Below are 14,582 nucleotides of genomic sequence, written 5' to 3' on the forward strand. Positions count from 1 at the left end.
TAGGTCGGGGATTTTTTTTGCAAGCCATCAGGCGCGACCTAACCGAATCGGTAGATATCCATCCCCAGCGCGCCCAAGGTGAAGCCCTGGTGCACCACGTCAAAAGCCCCACCCGCGCCTAGGGCAAAGAACAGCGGCAGCAGATGCTCATCGCTGGGGTGATTGCGCACGGCAAACGGCGCCTGCGCCCTGTAGTCGAGCAAGGCCTGGCAGTCGTTGGCCTGCAACGTCTCTACCATCCAGTTTCTAAAGGCCAGCGCCCACGGCGCCATCCTGTCCGGCCCAGCCTGCCAGTCCAGTTCACCAAGATTGTGCGTGATACTGCCAGAGCCAATCAGCAGGACACCTTCTTCGCGCAGCCCGGCCAGGGCCTGGCCAATGCGTAGCTGCCCCGTGGGGCCCAAATGGCTGGGCAAGGACACCTGCACCAGCGGGACCTGTGCCTGCGGATACATCAGCGATAAGGGCACCCAGGCGCCATGATCGAAGGGGCGCTCGGTGTCTGGGTCAGCTGGCAGCCCGGCCGCCTGCAAACGATCACAGATACGTTGCGCCAGGTGCGGATCGCCCGGTGCTGGGTACTGCACCGCATACAGCGCCGCAGGAAAGCCAGCAAAGTCATGCCAGGTCGCCGGCCTCGCGCCGCTCGTCACTGCCAGGTCGCGGCTTTCCCAATGGGCCGATACCACGACAATCGCACGTGGCGTAGGCAGCTGTTGAGCCAACTGCGCCAGTGCAGGCCCGCTGGCGCCGGGCTGCAATGCCAACATGGGTGAGCCGTGGGAGATGAACAAGCTAGGCAGCATGGCAGGGTCCTGAGGGTTAAGATGCTCGCATCTTCGGCCAAGGCTTGATCGAATCCAAATCAAGTTATGGCTGGGAACCATCGAATAATCGGGAGGAAACATGGAACCGGCATTCTGGCAGCAGCGGTGGGCCGACAACCAGATTGGCTTTCATCAAGCCCAGGTGAACCCCTACCTGCAGGCCTATTGGCCTGGCTTGCATCTGGCAGCCAACAGCAAGGTCCTGGTGCCCTTGTGCGGCAAGAGCCTGGACGTACTGTGGCTGGCCGGGCAGGGGCACCGAGTGATGGGTGTCGAGTTGTCTCGTCGGGCGGTGGAAGACTTCTTCCGTGAGCAGGGGCTCCAGGCACAGGTCTCGCACACAGGCGCATTCGAGATCTGGCGTCATGGGCCTATTGAGCTTTGGTGCGGCGATTTCTTCGCGCTGACGAGCGGCGACGTGGGTGACTGTACCGCGCTCTACGACCGAGCGGCCTTGATTGCCTTGCCCTCGGCGATGCGGGAGCGGTATGTCCGAGCGCTGTCGGGCTTGTTGCCTGCTGGCACCAAGGGGCTGGTGGTGACCTTGGACTATGACCAGGCGCTGGTGCCCGGGCCGCCGTTTTCGGTGAGCGACGACGCGTTGCGGCAGGGGTTCACCGGCTGGCAAGTGGATGAGCTCGAAGCGGTGCAGATGATCGAGCAGAGCCCGAAGTTCGTGCAGGCGGGGGCTTCGAGCTTGTGGGAGAGGGTCTATCGGGTCAGCCATTGAGGTCTGCACCCCGCCTTGTGATTAACAGGCGCTCATAAAAAAGGCGACCGAAGTCGCCTTTTTGCAGGGTGGGATGGATCAACCGCGGCGGCGCAGGGCGTCGATGCGGTCTTCCAGTGGCGGGTGGCTCATCAGCAGGCCGGCCAGGCCCTGCTTGAGGCCCCCATTGATGCCGAAGGCCTTGAGCGTGTCGGGCATGTGAACCGGCAAACCCTGTTCCACGCGCAGGCGCTGCAAGGCGCCGATCATGGCCGAGGTGCCGGCCAGGCGAGCGCCGGCTTCGTCTGCGCGATACTCGCGGCGGCGCGAGAACCACATGACGATGATGCTGGCCAGGATGCCCAGTATCAGTTCTGCCACGATGGTCGCGACGTAATAGGCGATACCTTGGCCTTCCTCGTTCTTGAAGATGACCTTGTCGACGAAGTTGCCGATGATCCGGGCGAAGAACATCACGAAGGTGTTCACCACGCCCTGGACCAGCGCCAGGGTGACCATGTCGCCGTTGGCAACGTGGCCGATCTCGTGCGCCAGCACGGCGCGCACTTCATCGGGCGAAAAACGCTCTAGCAGGCCTTGAGAGACCGCCACCAGTGCATCGTTACGGTTCCAGCCGGTGGCAAAGGCGTTGGCTTCATAGGCCGGGAAAATACCCACTTCCGGCATCTTGATGCCAGCCTCGCGGGACAGCTCCTCGACCGTTTGCAGCAGCCACTGCTCGTGCCGGGTACGCGGCTGGCTGATGATCTGGGTACCGGTGCTCATCTTCGCCATCCACTTGGAGATGAACAGCGAAACCAGCGAGCCGGCAAAACCGAACACCGCACAGAACACGAGCAGGCTGCCAAGGTCCAGGTCGACCCCGTTGGCAGCCATGAACCCGTTGAAACCGAACAGGCTCAGGGTAATGCTTGCAACCAGCACCACCGCAAGGTTGGTGGCCACAAACAACAGAATGCGCATCATGGTTGTTACGTTCTCCTGACGGATGAATTGTCGCTTACTGCGGGGTATATAAGGGGCCTGCCGCCGGGATTCAATCGACGGACTATTTCAAACTGTGTAAGCCGCAGTATGGCAGAGGAGGGGAAGCCGGCTGTGGGATAGAGCATTGCAGGATGTAAGAAACATGCTACGGCGCGCGCAGGGCCGTCTTTTTCCTGAGGCGGCCCTGCCAGCGCTCACAGCTGCAACCAGAGTGTCGGCCCTCTGTGAGCGCCAGCGGCGCGTGTGCTTACTGCGAATAGGTCCTGAGGAAATTGCCGATCCGCCCGATGGCCGCTTCCAGGTCATCTACGCGGGGCAGCGTCACTACGCGGAAATGGTCCGGCCAAGGCCAGTTGAACGCAGTGCCCTGGACGATGAGCAGTTTCTCGGACAGCAGCAGGTCCAAGGCGAATTTCTCGTCGTTGAGGATCGGGCAGACCTTCGGGTCGATCCTCGGGAACGCATACAGCGCGCCCATGGGCTTGACGCAGCTCACCCCGGGGATGTCGTTGAGCAGCTCGAAGGTGCGGTTGCGCTGCTCCAGCAAGCGCCCTGGTGGCAGCACCAGGTCGTTGATGCTCTGGTAGCCGCCCAGTGCGGTCTGAATGGCATGCTGGGCCGGCACGTTGGCGCACAGGCGCATGTTGGCCAGCATGTCGATGCCTTCGATGTAACTCAGGGCATGATGCTTGGGCCCGGAAATGATCAACCAGCCGGAGCGAAAGCCTGCCACGCGGTAGGATTTGGACAGGCCGTTGAAGGTCAGGCACAGCAGGTCCGGTGCCAGGGAGGCCGTGCTGATGTGCACCGCTTCGTCATAAAGAATCTTGTCGTAGATTTCGTCGGAGAACACCACCAGGTTGTGCTGGCGAGCGAGCTCCAGCATGCCCCGCAACAGCGCTGTGGAATACACCGCGCCCGTTGGGTTGTTGGGGTTGATGATGACCAGTGCCTTGGTGTTGGGGGTGATCTTGGCCTTGATGTCCTCCAGGTCCGGGAACCAGTCGGCCTGCTCGTCGCACAGGTAGTGCACCGGTTTGCCACCGGCCAGGCTTACGGCTGCCGTCCACAGGGGGTAGTCGGGGGCGGGGATGAGCACCTCGTCACCGTTGTTGAGCAGGGCCTGCATCGACATGACGATCAACTCGGACACGCCGTTGCCCAGGTAGATATCTTCGATGCCGACGCCTTCGATGCCCTTTTGCTGGCAGTACTGCATCACCGCCTTGCGTGCGCTGAACAGGCCTTTGGAATCGCTGTAGCCCTGCGCGGTAGGGAGGTTGCGGATCACGTCCTGCAGAATTTCATCGGGCGCCTCGAAACCGAACGGCGCCGGGTTGCCGATGTTCAGCTTGAGGATGCGGTGGCCTTCCTCTTCCAGACGCTTGGCGTGCTTGAGCACAGGGCCGCGAATGTCGTAGCAAACATTGGCGAGCTTGTTCGATTTGCTGAACTGCATGATGGAATCCCGATTGAGAAAACGCGCTATGCCCGGCCGAAAGGTTTGTAAGGGCACAAAGCGGGTGCGAGACTGAACGCCTTGCACACGAAGCCAACTAATATACGTGCCACCCGCGCCCCGGAAAAGACGGCGCAGGGTGAAATTGAGCCTGCCGAGGGAGCCCCATGCAAAAGATCGAGAAAACCCTGGAACAGTGGCGGTCGATGCTCGACCCCGAGCAATACCAGGTGTGCCGTCTGAAAGGCACCGAGCGGCCGTTCAGCGGCAAGTACAACAGCGAGCGCCGCGACGGCATCTATCACTGCATCTGCTGCGGTCTGGCATTGTTCGATGCCCAGACCAAGTTCGATTCGGGCTGTGGTTGGCCAAGCTTCTACGCCCCCATCGAGGATAGCGCGATGATCGAGATCCGCGACACCTCCCACGGCATGATCCGCACCGAGGTGACCTGTGCCCGCTGCGATGCTCACCTTGGCCACGTGTTCCCTGACGGGCCACCACCGACCGGGCTGCGCTACTGCATCAACTCGGTGTGCATCGACTTGCGCCCTCGTGACTGACCGGAGCTCGAACATGGCCGCATCGCTGCTGGATATTCCCTGTGTCACCCTTGCAGGCGAACACAAGAAGCTGGGCGACTTCCCAGGTAAGGCCGTGCTAGTGGTCAACACCGCCAGCCAGTGCGGCTTCACGCCGCAATACGCCGGGTTGGAACAGCTGTGGCAGAGGTACCGTGATCGCGGGCTGGTGGTGCTGGGCTTTCCCTGCAACCAGTTCGGCAAGCAGGAGCCTGGCGAGGCGCGTGACATCGCGCAGTTCTGCCAGCGCAATTTCGGCGTGAGCTTTGCGCTGTTTCGCAAGGTGGAGGTCAACGGCCCAGGCACCCACCCCTTGTTCGCCGAGCTCAAGCAGCGGGCGCCTGGCATTCTGGGTAGCCAGAAGATCAAGTGGAATTTCACCAAGTTCCTGCTCGACCCGGCCAGCGGCCAGGTGGTGCGTTATGCACCGACCACCAAGCCGCAGGCCTTGGAGGCGGACATCGAGCGTCTGCTCAGCCGCTGACCGGCACCCAGCGATCGACCACGGCCAGCAGGTCCTCGCGCCGGAACGGCTTGGCCAGGTAATCGTCCATACCGGCGGCTCGGCAGCGGTCGCGCTCCTCGGGCATTGCATTGGCGGTGAGCGCGACAATGGGCAGCCCTGGCCAATGGCCGCGCTCACGGATGCGCCGGGTGGCCTCGTAGCCATCCATCACCGGCATGTTGCAGTCCATCAGCACCAGGTCGAAGGCTTCCTCTTCTAGCCGTGCCAGGGCTTCGACTCCTTGCGTGGCCAATTCCACCTGGCACCCCAGCTTGGCCAGCATGCCTTTGGCCACCAGCTGATTGACGGGGTTGTCCTCCACCAGCAGGATGCGCGCCCGGCCTTTGGCTGTAGCGGGGGGTGGGGTTGCCAGTGGGTGCTCGGCATCGTGTCCTTGCAATACCCGATGCAGCGTCTGGTACAGCGCCCCACGGGTCAGCGGGCGTGCGAGCTGATGCAGGGGGGCCATGGCCAAGGCCTGTTCGCTGGGCAGGAAGTTGCCGTAGGCAGTGACGAGCAGGATGGGTACCTGCGAAACCCTGCGCACCTCGGGCAGCGCCTGCACATCGTCGAGTATCAGCAGGTCGGTTGCGCCTGCTACGGTGTCAATGCCGTCGTGCCGTGCATACGCCAGGCCCAAGGCCGGTAACAGACCAAGCATCAGCTCATGCAGGCCGCTGCCCGCTGCGGTCAGTGCAGCCACGCTGGCGTGCAAAGGCTCGGGTGTATCGGCCTTGGCGCAGGCGTTGAGGGGGAGTTCTGCAGTGAAACGGCTGCCAAAACCGGGCTGGGACCGAATATGCAGATGGCCATGCATGGCCTTGCACAGGTTACGGGTCAGGGCCAGTCCCAGGCCGGTACCGCCGTACTGACGCGTGATGCCTGCGCCAGCCTGGGTGAAGGGCTGGAAGATACGCGCTTGCGCTTCTTCCGGGATGCCGATGCCGGTATCCCGGACTTCCAGGCGCACGCCGCCGATCATCGGCTCAAGCCTGACGTCCACCCGTCCAAAGCGGGTGAATTTCAACGCGTTGGACAACAGGTTGCCGACGATCTGGCGCACCCGCGTAGGGTCGCCCAATACGCTTGCCGGAAAGTCATGGGCAATCAGGCAAGTCAGTTCGACCCCCTGGGCCACGTTCTGCGACAGCAGGCTAGCGGTGTCCTCGATTAGGGTCGCCATGTCGAAGGGGATTCGTTCTAGCTCGAGCTGGCCTGCATCGAATTTCGACAGATCGAGGATATCGTTGAGCAGTTCGACCAGGACTTTCCCGGAGTCGTGTGCAATGGTCAGCTGCTGGCGCTGCTCACCTGGCAGCGGGTTGTCCAGCGCCAGGGCGATCATGCCGAGCATCCCATTGAGGGGCGTACGGATCTCGTGGCTCATGTTGGCCAGGAACGCAGCCCGTGCATGGGCCATGTCCAGCGCCCGACGCCGGGCTTGCTCAAGCTCTTGGTTGGTCAGGCTGAGGTTGTCGTTGCTCGCCTTGAGTTCATCGGTACGGGCCGCAACGATGTTTTCCAGCTCGTTGAGGTACTGGGTGAGCCGATTCTCGGCCGTACGGCGCTGCTCGATCTCGGTGGACATGCTGACGAACTGCTGGTTGGCCACTTTCACCAGCACGCCGATTTCATCGTGCTCATGACCGGGCGGGCATTGCAGTCGTCCCTGCAGGGGCTTGCGCGCATCGCCGCCGCTCAGCGCACCGATCACCGTGACCAACGGCTTGGTCAGCATCATGTAGAACAGAGCCAGCAACAGGCCTGTCAGCACCAGGCTGCGGGCAAAGCCGTTGAGCAGGGTGAGGCCGGCGCGGTCGAGAAAGCGCCGGCCGAAGGGGTAGGTGTCCACGTCCAGGTACAGCGTGCCCAGGTACTCGTCGGGCATGTGGGTGAGAAACAGGGGGTCGCGCAGTTGACGGTGATCGCCGAACAGAAAGTCGCTGATCGGCCTGTAACGGTCTTCGAGTCGCGGCCGTTCCACGTCTGCCAGCACCGTCTCGTTGTTGTCGATCAACCGCGCGCGCACGATGGCAGGCGACTCCAGCAGCCCCCGGGTCAGTTCCAGTGCCAGCTCCGAGTCGATGTTGTAGGCGATGCGCGAGGCCGGGTTGTGGCTGATTTGCAGCAGCGCACGCACTTCGCGGTTGATCGAGGCGTCTTCGCTGGCATAATCGATGCCGATCTGGACAAGACTGAGCAATGTTCCCAGGATGAAGCCAACCAGGACTGTCAACCGGGCTTGCTTGTATGACAGGCGATTGGTGAACTTGATATCCATGAGTCCCGAGCCGGTTCCACATTCCTTGCGCTGCGCAAGCATAGCCGATCGATCGCGGCTGCTGGCGGGTCTGTCACATTTTCAGCCCTGATCAGGCTGAGCGCCTGGGCTGGCCGTTTGATTGCTCAATCGCCTTGTACGCCATGGCACGGTGCTACGTGCCGTCGTGACTTTACTAGGCGGTTCTAGGATAACGGGCCACCCGCCAACCCGAATTCGACTGTGTAGGAGTCGTCATGGACGCCCGCTTGATTACTTTTCTGGACCGCGCCGAAACGGTGCTGGCCCGTCTCGAGCCGCTGCTGCCGGCAGCGCGTCCCGAGATAGACTGGTCCGCGACCCTGGCTGCCCGTTGGCAGCGCGATGGCCGCAGTGGCTACCTGATGCCGCTTGAGGTCAGCCTGGATATCCGCCTGAGCGACCTGATCGGTGTCGACCAGCAACGTGACCAGCTTGGCCGCAACACCCATCAGTTCATCAGTGGCCTGCCTGCCAACCACGCGTTGCTGTGGGGCTCGCGGGGCACAGGCAAGTCCTCGCTGGTGCGTGCGCTGCTGGCCGAGCACGCCGCAGCGGGGCTGCGCTTGATCGAGATCGAGCGCGACCATTTGGCCGACCTGCCGCGGGTGGTGGAGCAACTGCAGAAATTGCCGCAGCGCTTCATCCTGTTCTGCGACGACCTGTCGTTCGAGGCGGGGGAGGGCGACTACCGGGTACTCAAGAGCGTGCTCGATGGCTCGCTTGAGCAGGCCCCGGATAACGTCCTGTTGTACGCCACATCCAACCGCCGCCACCTGGTACCAGAAAAACAGAGCGACAACGAAAACTGGCAGATGGTCGATGGCGAGTTGCACCCCAATGAGGCCGTGGAAGACAAGATCGCCTTGTCCGACCGCTTTGGGTTGTGGCTGTCCTTCTACCCGTTCAGCCAGGAGCACTTCCTCGATGTGGTCGAGCACTGGATCGCCCAGCTCGCGCGCCCGGCCGGGCTGCGCTGGCAGCGTGACGAAGCCCTGGACATACTCGCCGTGCGCTGGGCTACCGGCCGCGGCAATCGTAATGGCCGATGTGCCTATCAGTTCGCCCGCTATTGGGTCGGGCTGCAATTGCTGGAGCAAACCCGATGATCGATCTCAATGCCAGTGGTGCTGGCCTGGACGGCTACGCCTTGCTGGCGGCGCAAGTACAGGCGCTGTTCGCCGACGAGCGTGACTTCACCGCCAACGCCGCGCAATTCTCGGCTTTTGTCTATCACCAGATCGAAGACCTGAACTGGGCGGGGTTTTACATCAATCGCGATGAACAGCTGGTGCTCGGCCCGTTCCAGGGCCAGGTGGCCTGCGTGCGCATTCCCTTTGGCAAAGGGGTGTGCGGCACCGCAGCAGCCACGCGCCAAACCCAGCGGGTAGAAGACGTGCACGCCTTTGCCGGGCACATTGCCTGCGACAGCGCGTCCAACAGCGAGCTGGTGATTCCACTGATCAAGGCGGGCAGGCTGGTGGGCGTGCTGGATCTGGACAGCCCCACGATCGGGCGTTTCAGTGAAGCCGATCAGGCAGGGCTTGAGCAGCTGGTGGCGATTTTTCTGGAACTGACTGACTGCTGATCGCCCTTGAGCACGTATCGACGGCGCGCCTGCGCCGCCGGTACGAGCACCCGGTTTAGTCGTACATCGCCTTCTTCTTCCAGGTCTCTTCGTCGTCGGTTTTCAAGCCTTCGGTCAGCTCGTTATCTTCGTCCTCGGTCGGCGCCAGCTGATCCAGCACTTGGGCATTCACCCGCGCCAGCAGTTTTTCAAGATACGTCAGCTGCTCTTCGTAGACCTTGGGCTCCGGTTGCTTGCGCAGGTACTGCACGCCCCGTTCGAACGCCAGGCGAGCCTGGCCGGGCTGCTCGTTCTGCAAGGCCTGTTGGCCGAGGTTGTTGAAGAACTCGATGTGCAGCAATACCAGGATGTGGCGGATTTCCTTGAGCCAGTGCTTGGCTTCCAGAGCAGGTAGAAAGCCTTCTTGCGCGGCGCGGGTGATCTGGTTGTGCAAGGCTTCGAGCAGAAACCGCACGTCCTTGGCCTTGGCTTCGGTCAGGATCGGGTTGGGTGGGTTGTTGACCGGTATCTGCTCGCCTTTGGCGATCAGCGCTTCAACTTCGGCGATGCGCGCCTTGATGTCGGCATTGTGCTTGTCCAGGGCAAGCTGACGCTGGTTGACGTTCAGCTCCAGCCGGGTCAGCAGCAATTTCAGCCCAGGGGTCATGTACTGGCCGGGGAAGGTTTCACTGATTTCGCCACAGCGACGCAGGCGATCGGCCAGTTCTATCTTCAATCGAGCGCGCTCGAGCTTGCCGTTCTCGACCACGTTATTGAGGTAGCCAATCAGAATCAGCAGTGCGATACCCGCCACGACGAGCAGGGTGATCAGAAGTGGTGTCACCGTGAATGCCTCATGAAATGGATTGCATCATTGAGTGTAGGGGCGAGGTTGCGTAAACCCTGACAGCCTGTGTTCATTATCGGCCGCATGCCCAGTGGCTGAATGCTGGCACATTTACGCTGCGCTGACGTCAGAAATTCAGCTCGGGCTTCGTTTAGCGCCTGCGCAAGCTGGGGCGGCAGGGCGGGAAGTCATTGATTTAAATAAATTTCTACAAAAGGGTTGACGGCCTATCCATCCCTCCATAGAATGCGCGCCACTTGCAGCGTAAAGCACACAGCAGAACGCAGCAGGGAGTGAAAGCAGGCAGCAATGCCAGCAGCGTGTCCCCTTCGTCTAGTGGCCTAGGACACCGCCCTTTCACGGCGGTAACAGGGGTTCGAGTCCCCTAGGGGACGCCATATTGCGGGAATAGCTCAGTTGGTAGAGCACGACCTTGCCAAGGTCGGGGTCGCGAGTTCGAGTCTCGTTTCCCGCTCCAGTTTCTCCGGCAGTGCCTCGCGGCGCGGCAGGAAAAGAAAATCCAGTCTGGATCGTGAGGTTCATGTACTGGTGCACTGAAAAGTGTTGTGTGTCCCCTTCGTCTAGTGGCCTAGGACACCGCCCTTTCACGGCGGTAACAGGGGTTCGAGTCCCCTAGGGGACGCCATTGCGGGAATAGCTCAGTTGGTAGAGCACGACCTTGCCAAGGTCGGGGTCGCGAGTTCGAGTCTCGTTTCCCGCTCCAGTTTGAATACTGTGGCGTCTATGCGGTGCAGTGGTGGTGAAGGTCGTATCGGCGCTTCACGCCAAGGGTTGTAAAGCTTCACTTTGCGGGAATAGCTCAGTTGGTAGAGCACGACCTTGCCAAGGTCGGGGTCGCGAGTTCGAGTCTCGTTTCCCGCTCCACATAAAGATCTACAGCGTCCTTTGGGCTTGTGTAGATCACCAAAAAAGACGCTTCGGCGTCTTTTTTCGTTTGTGGCCCACGGCAATCGAGCGAGATAGATCCCGCGGTACGCTCACCTCACCCTGAAGGCGATTGATCGCTTCTGGATAACAATACCAGCGCTCGCGCCACCCGCCAGCTCAGGGTTGATCGATCAACGTTGGCGTGATCATCGGAAACTCAACCCACGTGCGTTTATCGTCAAAGCTGACCTTGACCCGTACGTAGAACTGATAGTCCACTTCCAACGCCTGCAGCGCGCTCTTGGTAACCGACCCCACCGCGAGTTCCGTCACTGCACCAGGCACTGCCATGTCGGTGACCACCGGCAGCGTGATTTTCTGGTCGATCGCTCCGCGCTTGACCCCTTCGATGTATACCGTGATGAATTGCCCCGCGTCCATGAACTGCCACCCAGGTAGCGAAAACGCCGCTTGGGCACCCAGTTTCGCCAGGTTCAGTTGGTTGTCCCGAATCGCGTCGCTGTGTATCAGGGGTAGCCCGTGCAGGCGGCCAATGCTGACCTGGTGCGGCGCTGAGTCGTGAAGCTGGCCATCGTACGCCTTGACCTGATAGTGCAGGGGAATGCGGCTGTTCAGGTTCATGGCAATGTACTTGGCAGGTACGGTGTACTCCCTTGAGCCTGGGCTTATCGGTGTGTCGGTCTGATAAGCACCCGGGGCGCCTGGCTCGCCCCAGAATACGGTCACTTGATCATCCGGTTCGAGTGAGGCGCTGGCCGGTATCGTCAACGTCGCTCCTGCCACGGCATCAGCTGGCAGCAAATCGCTGAAATAATCGGAGCCACTGGCCTGGCGCACGAACGGTGGGGGTAGCTGCCGGGGCGGTGGCGTGACCGCCGCGTGCAACGCCACGGCCAACGAGCGTTGAAGGGCGGTGCCTGCGCGGTCCTGGACCTCATAACGGGCAAAACGCAGGCCGTCGCTGAGCTGTAAGATGAAGTCGGCCGGTATCTTGACGTGCAAGGGCATGCCCACTTCGGCCTTGGTCAGGGTGAGGCGGTCGACCAGTTGCTTGCCGACGGGGCTGTCACTCCAGTACCAGCTCACGGTATCGCCCACATCGGCGCCTAAATAGGGCGGTACTTGCGCCGTCAGTTCGCCGTGTTCTTTGAGGTAGCGGTCGGTGACGCCATTGCTTATCACGTCCGGCGGAAAAATCAGCTCATCGTCATCGGCGAGCAACGGGGGCGTCTTGTCGATGTTGATCTCAAGGGCTTCTGAGTCGCTGCGCATGCCGTTGAACAGCTTGACCTGGTAGTGCAGCCGGTGCTGGCCTTCGCTCAGAAACCCCACCGGCACCTCGATGAACAGTTCATCGGGCTGTACCGGTGCCGTCCAGATCAGGGTGCGGACTTCACGGCCGTTCCAGTACAGGGTTAGTGTTTCCGGGTCTTCTTCGGTAGGGTCCGAATTGCCCCACTGGGCGAACTCGACCCGCAATGGCAAGAACACGGCTTTGAACGGCAACAGATTGAGCAGGGAATCTGGCTCATTGGGCAGCAGGTCGGGGACGACAGGCGGTACATAGAACGCTACCTGCTCGAAGCGGTTTGCAAGCGCGGCCGAGGTGTTTTGGGTCGAATGCTTTGAGGTTGGCATAGCCTGTTCTCCATGATCGCGTGATGCGCCAAAGCAAAAAAAGGAGAACCTCAACGGCTCTCCCTTCGTAAACTCACCAGTTGTAGCGTACCCCCAGGTTCACGCCCCAGGGCTGTTCAAGCTTGCTGCCATGGGCGTATTCGAAGTCGGCATGAGCACGCCATTTATCGGCCCAGGCTACCGCGATGCCGGTGCCCACTTCCCCGCGAGAGCCAGAGAGGTCGTTGTTGAAGCCGTTACCATTGACCTTGACGTGGTTGTCATTGGCGAACTCATGCACGGCGGCAACCCTTACATAGGGCTGGATCATTCGCCCGTCCCCCACTTCCAGTTTGCGCCCGACGGTGGCACCGAGCTTGGTTTGCAGGGAATGCGTGCGCCCACCTTCGGCGCGCATGCCATTGTCCAGGGTGTAGTCCTTGCCCTGCACGATCAAGCCGGCCAATTGGGCATGGGGCTCAACGAACCAGCCTTCATCGAGGCTGATGTGGCGGCCTATCTCCAACGCTGCGCCGACACCGAGGTTGTCGTAGCTGCCCTTGGTCTTGGTGCCATCGCTCAAGCGCACATCGGACTGGTTCTTGAATTGATTGAGTCGCGCTACGGCATCGATGTAGTACCCGCTCTCAGGTTCCAGCCAAGTGCTGTAGACACCGAGATGGTAGCTGTCGACCTTGGCTTGGGTACCGCGCGCCAGGCTCAGGTCCGATTGGCTGTAACCGGCCGTGATCCCGGCCAGCCAGTTACCGTCGCCGACCGGCAAAGGAGCGTCGGCACCGAAGGACAGACCTTGCTGGGTTTGCTGGTAAGCCAGGCCTTCGGCACCGGCGACGTTGTACTTGTTGCCGAAGGTGCGCACCCAGCCCCCAGCCTGCCCGGCATCGCGGCGCACTTCGCCCATGCGGCCACGCAAGGTACTCATTTCGCCATACCAAATGGTCGGTGCTGTGTTGAACAAGGCCAGCACTGACTGGGTGCCGGGGCTGATGGTGCGGGTGCTCTTGTCCAGGTACCAGTCGTTGCCGCTGCCTTTAGGGACCAAATCATAGGAATAGGTACCGACATCGACCGGGCCGCCTTCCAGTGAGAAGCGCGCATCGCCGCTGTCTGCATGCACCATGTGCAGGCTGGCATCGGCTTGCAGATCGGTCCCGCTGCTGCGAACCAGCAGCGAATGATCGCCCGTGGCATTGCCAGTGATGTCGAGGAAATCATGCTGGCCGCTGGCGAAGTCGGCGTCCATCACGAATGTGCCGTTGCCCGACAGTGAGCCTAGGGTCAGCGTGTGGAATTCACCGATGTTGCCGAAGCTTACGCGGCCGCCGTTCATGGTCAGCTGCTCGACGGCGGCATTGCCGACCATGGCCCACTCGGCGCCGCTGTCGATGGCCACCTGCGCTACGTTTTCCAGGCGGCCGGTCAGGGTTGCGGCGTTCTCCAGCATCACGTTGGCAGTGCCGCCTTCGGCAACCACGATATCGCCAAGCAGCTGGCTGTCATTCACGCGCAGGCTCGCCGTTGCAGCATCGGCCACATTCACCAACACGCCGTTGCTGGCGCTGAGGGTGCTGCCGTTGAGCACATCGATTTGCGCAGAAGCAGCGCGACCGGCGCCACGGCCGACCGCGATGGCCGACCCATCCAGGCCCTCGACACGGCTGTTGTCCAGCACGATGGTGGCCTTGGCGTCGGTCTGGCCTGAGCCATCACGCACCAGGATACCATCGCGACCGCCACTGATCAGGCTGCTGTCACTGGCCGACACGCTGCCGTCGAACAGCTCCACGGCAACGCCATTGTTGTCGCTGGCATGCACTTCGCTGCGCCTTAGCTCAAGGTGGCTCTGGTTGAGGCTGGCACCACGTGACCCACCGCGAATAACGCTGTCGTTGGCACTGATGCTTGCACCTTGGCTGCCAGTGAGCGCACGGCTGCTGGCGTTAACGGTCGAGCGCTCGAGCGTTGCGTTCGCACCAGTCAGGGCCAGCGCGACGGCGGACGACCCTGGGGTGACGTCCGAATCGTTGAGCAACACGTGCGCGCCTGCCTCGGCATCGACATACAACAGATTCGCGCCCGTGGCGTTCAGGGTGGCACCACTGAATACACGGTAATTATCCAAGGGCGTACCAAACTGGATATCAGTACGACCTTCTACATTAGTCTGGGCCACCGCCGAGTTACCGATAATCACTAATGGAAGTGCGGTGGTTGTAGTGGTCTACTAACCCCG

The 14,582-nt window shown here is 61.4% G+C and carries 12 protein-coding genes and 5 tRNA genes; 10 read left to right on the forward strand and 7 right to left on the reverse strand.

The genetic code is table 11. The features are described 5' to 3' along the window. Positions 1–38: 38 nt before the first annotated feature. Positions 39–806, reverse strand: coding sequence for a DODA-type extradiol aromatic ring-opening family dioxygenase (locus B2Y33_RS17900; protein ID WP_027914326.1), 768 nt, complete (start codon positions 804–806; stop codon positions 39–41). A 100-nt stretch (positions 807–906) separates the two neighbouring features. Between B2Y33_RS17900 and B2Y33_RS17905 the strand changes: the two genes are divergently transcribed. Further along, complete coding sequence (locus B2Y33_RS17905; protein ID WP_059183214.1) at positions 907–1,557, forward strand: thiopurine S-methyltransferase; 651 nt, start codon at positions 907–909, stop codon at positions 1,555–1,557. Between the two features lie 78 nt (positions 1,558–1,635). Here the strand turns inward: B2Y33_RS17905 and htpX are convergent, their stop codons facing one another. Further along, positions 1,636–2,523 (reverse strand): protease HtpX, encoded by an 888-nt coding sequence (gene htpX / locus B2Y33_RS17910; RefSeq protein WP_023535364.1) that lies wholly within the window; start codon positions 2,521–2,523, stop codon positions 1,636–1,638. A 268-nt stretch (positions 2,524–2,791) separates the two neighbouring features. Then, entirely contained in the window at positions 2,792–4,003 is a 1,212-nt protein-coding gene (locus B2Y33_RS17915; RefSeq protein ID WP_027914328.1) for a pyridoxal phosphate-dependent aminotransferase, read from the reverse strand. 167 nt (positions 4,004–4,170) lie between these two features. On the opposite strand from B2Y33_RS17915, the gene msrB reads away from it, so the two are divergent. Further along, positions 4,171–4,566 carry a peptide-methionine (R)-S-oxide reductase MsrB gene (msrB, locus tag B2Y33_RS17920; protein WP_025338187.1) on the forward strand — a complete coding sequence of 132 codons (396 nt, stop codon included), beginning with the start codon at positions 4,171–4,173 and terminating at the stop codon, positions 4,564–4,566. 13 nt (positions 4,567–4,579) lie between these two features. Then, positions 4,580–5,068, forward strand: a complete 489-nt coding sequence (locus B2Y33_RS17925) for a glutathione peroxidase (RefSeq protein WP_028687853.1) — start codon at positions 4,580–4,582, stop codon at positions 5,066–5,068. Here B2Y33_RS17925 and B2Y33_RS17930 read toward each other — a convergent pair. After that, complete coding sequence (locus B2Y33_RS17930; RefSeq protein WP_111475443.1) at positions 5,058–7,412, reverse strand: response regulator; 2,355 nt, start codon at positions 7,410–7,412, stop codon at positions 5,058–5,060. The genes B2Y33_RS17925 and B2Y33_RS17930 overlap by 11 nt on opposite strands. 194 nt (positions 7,413–7,606) lie before the next feature. Here B2Y33_RS17930 and B2Y33_RS17935 point away from each other — a divergent pair, with 194 nt between their 5' ends. Both B2Y33_RS17935 and B2Y33_RS17940 read left to right on the forward strand, forming a co-directional pair. Further along, on the forward strand, positions 7,607–8,497 hold the full coding sequence (locus tag B2Y33_RS17935) for an ATP-binding protein (RefSeq protein WP_027914331.1): 891 nt from the start codon (positions 7,607–7,609) through the stop codon (positions 8,495–8,497). Beyond that, positions 8,494–8,976, forward strand: a complete 483-nt coding sequence (locus tag B2Y33_RS17940; protein WP_027914332.1) for a GAF domain-containing protein — start codon at positions 8,494–8,496, stop codon at positions 8,974–8,976. The genes B2Y33_RS17935 and B2Y33_RS17940 overlap by 4 nt, the downstream gene beginning before the upstream one ends. Positions 8,977–9,031: 55 nt before the next feature. Here the strand turns inward: B2Y33_RS17940 and B2Y33_RS17945 are convergent, their stop codons facing one another. Continuing rightward, positions 9,032–9,799, reverse strand: coding sequence for a hypothetical protein (locus tag B2Y33_RS17945; protein WP_027914333.1), 768 nt, complete (start codon positions 9,797–9,799; stop codon positions 9,032–9,034). Positions 9,800–10,124: 325 nt separating this feature from the next. On the opposite strand from B2Y33_RS17945, the gene B2Y33_RS17950 reads away from it, so the two are divergent. The 5 genes from B2Y33_RS17950 to B2Y33_RS17970 all read left to right on the forward strand — a co-directional run bounded on the left by B2Y33_RS17950 (position 10,125) and on the right by B2Y33_RS17970 (position 10,687). Further along, positions 10,125–10,200, forward strand: a tRNA-Glu gene (locus B2Y33_RS17950). A gap of 4 nt (positions 10,201–10,204) precedes the next feature. Beyond that, positions 10,205–10,280, forward strand: a tRNA-Gly gene (locus tag B2Y33_RS17955). A gap of 92 nt (positions 10,281–10,372) precedes the next feature. Beyond that, a tRNA-Glu gene (locus tag B2Y33_RS17960) sits at positions 10,373–10,448 on the forward strand. A gap of 2 nt (positions 10,449–10,450) precedes the next feature. Continuing rightward, positions 10,451–10,526, forward strand: a tRNA-Gly gene (locus B2Y33_RS17965). Positions 10,527–10,611: 85 nt separating this feature from the next. Further along, positions 10,612–10,687 (forward strand) — tRNA-Gly (locus B2Y33_RS17970). A gap of 180 nt (positions 10,688–10,867) precedes the next feature. Here B2Y33_RS17970 and B2Y33_RS17975 read toward each other — a convergent pair. Continuing rightward, complete coding sequence (locus tag B2Y33_RS17975; RefSeq protein ID WP_050587307.1) at positions 10,868–12,349, reverse strand: hypothetical protein; 1,482 nt, start codon at positions 12,347–12,349, stop codon at positions 10,868–10,870. A 73-nt stretch (positions 12,350–12,422) separates the two neighbouring features. Continuing rightward, a complete protein-coding gene (locus B2Y33_RS17980; RefSeq protein ID WP_241194934.1) occupies positions 12,423–14,471 on the reverse strand; it encodes an autotransporter outer membrane beta-barrel domain-containing protein in 2,049 nt (682 codons plus the stop codon). Positions 14,472–14,582 lie beyond the last annotated feature (111 nt).

Origin of the sequence: Pseudomonas sp. UBA5666 (genome assembly GCF_002420785.1) — a bacterium.
Taxonomy (GTDB): Bacteria; Pseudomonadota; Gammaproteobacteria; order Pseudomonadales; family Pseudomonadaceae; genus Aquipseudomonas; species Aquipseudomonas fulva.

Excerpts from the sequence above, each read along its gene's own strand:
- B2Y33_RS17900 (WP_027914326.1), bottom strand. The coding sequence starts at position 806 with ATGCTGCCTAGCTTGTTCATCTCCCACGGCTCACCCATGTTGGCATTG.
- B2Y33_RS17905 (WP_059183214.1), top strand. The coding sequence starts at position 907 with ATGGAACCGGCATTCTGGCAGCAGCGGTGGGCCGACAACCAGATTGGC.
- htpX (WP_023535364.1), bottom strand. The coding sequence starts at position 2,523 with ATGATGCGCATTCTGTTGTTTGTGGCCACCAACCTTGCGGTGGTGCTG.
- B2Y33_RS17915 (WP_027914328.1), bottom strand. The coding sequence starts at position 4,003 with ATGCAGTTCAGCAAATCGAACAAGCTCGCCAATGTTTGCTACGACATT.
- msrB (WP_025338187.1), top strand. The coding sequence starts at position 4,171 with ATGCAAAAGATCGAGAAAACCCTGGAACAGTGGCGGTCGATGCTCGAC.
- B2Y33_RS17925 (WP_028687853.1), top strand. The coding sequence starts at position 4,580 with ATGGCCGCATCGCTGCTGGATATTCCCTGTGTCACCCTTGCAGGCGAA.
- B2Y33_RS17930 (WP_111475443.1), bottom strand. The coding sequence starts at position 7,412 with ATGCTTGCGCAGCGCAAGGAATGTGGAACCGGCTCGGGACTCATGGAT.
- B2Y33_RS17935 (WP_027914331.1), top strand. The coding sequence starts at position 7,607 with ATGGACGCCCGCTTGATTACTTTTCTGGACCGCGCCGAAACGGTGCTG.
- B2Y33_RS17940 (WP_027914332.1), top strand. The coding sequence starts at position 8,494 with ATGATCGATCTCAATGCCAGTGGTGCTGGCCTGGACGGCTACGCCTTG.
- B2Y33_RS17975 (WP_050587307.1), bottom strand. The coding sequence starts at position 12,349 with ATGCCAACCTCAAAGCATTCGACCCAAAACACCTCGGCCGCGCTTGCA.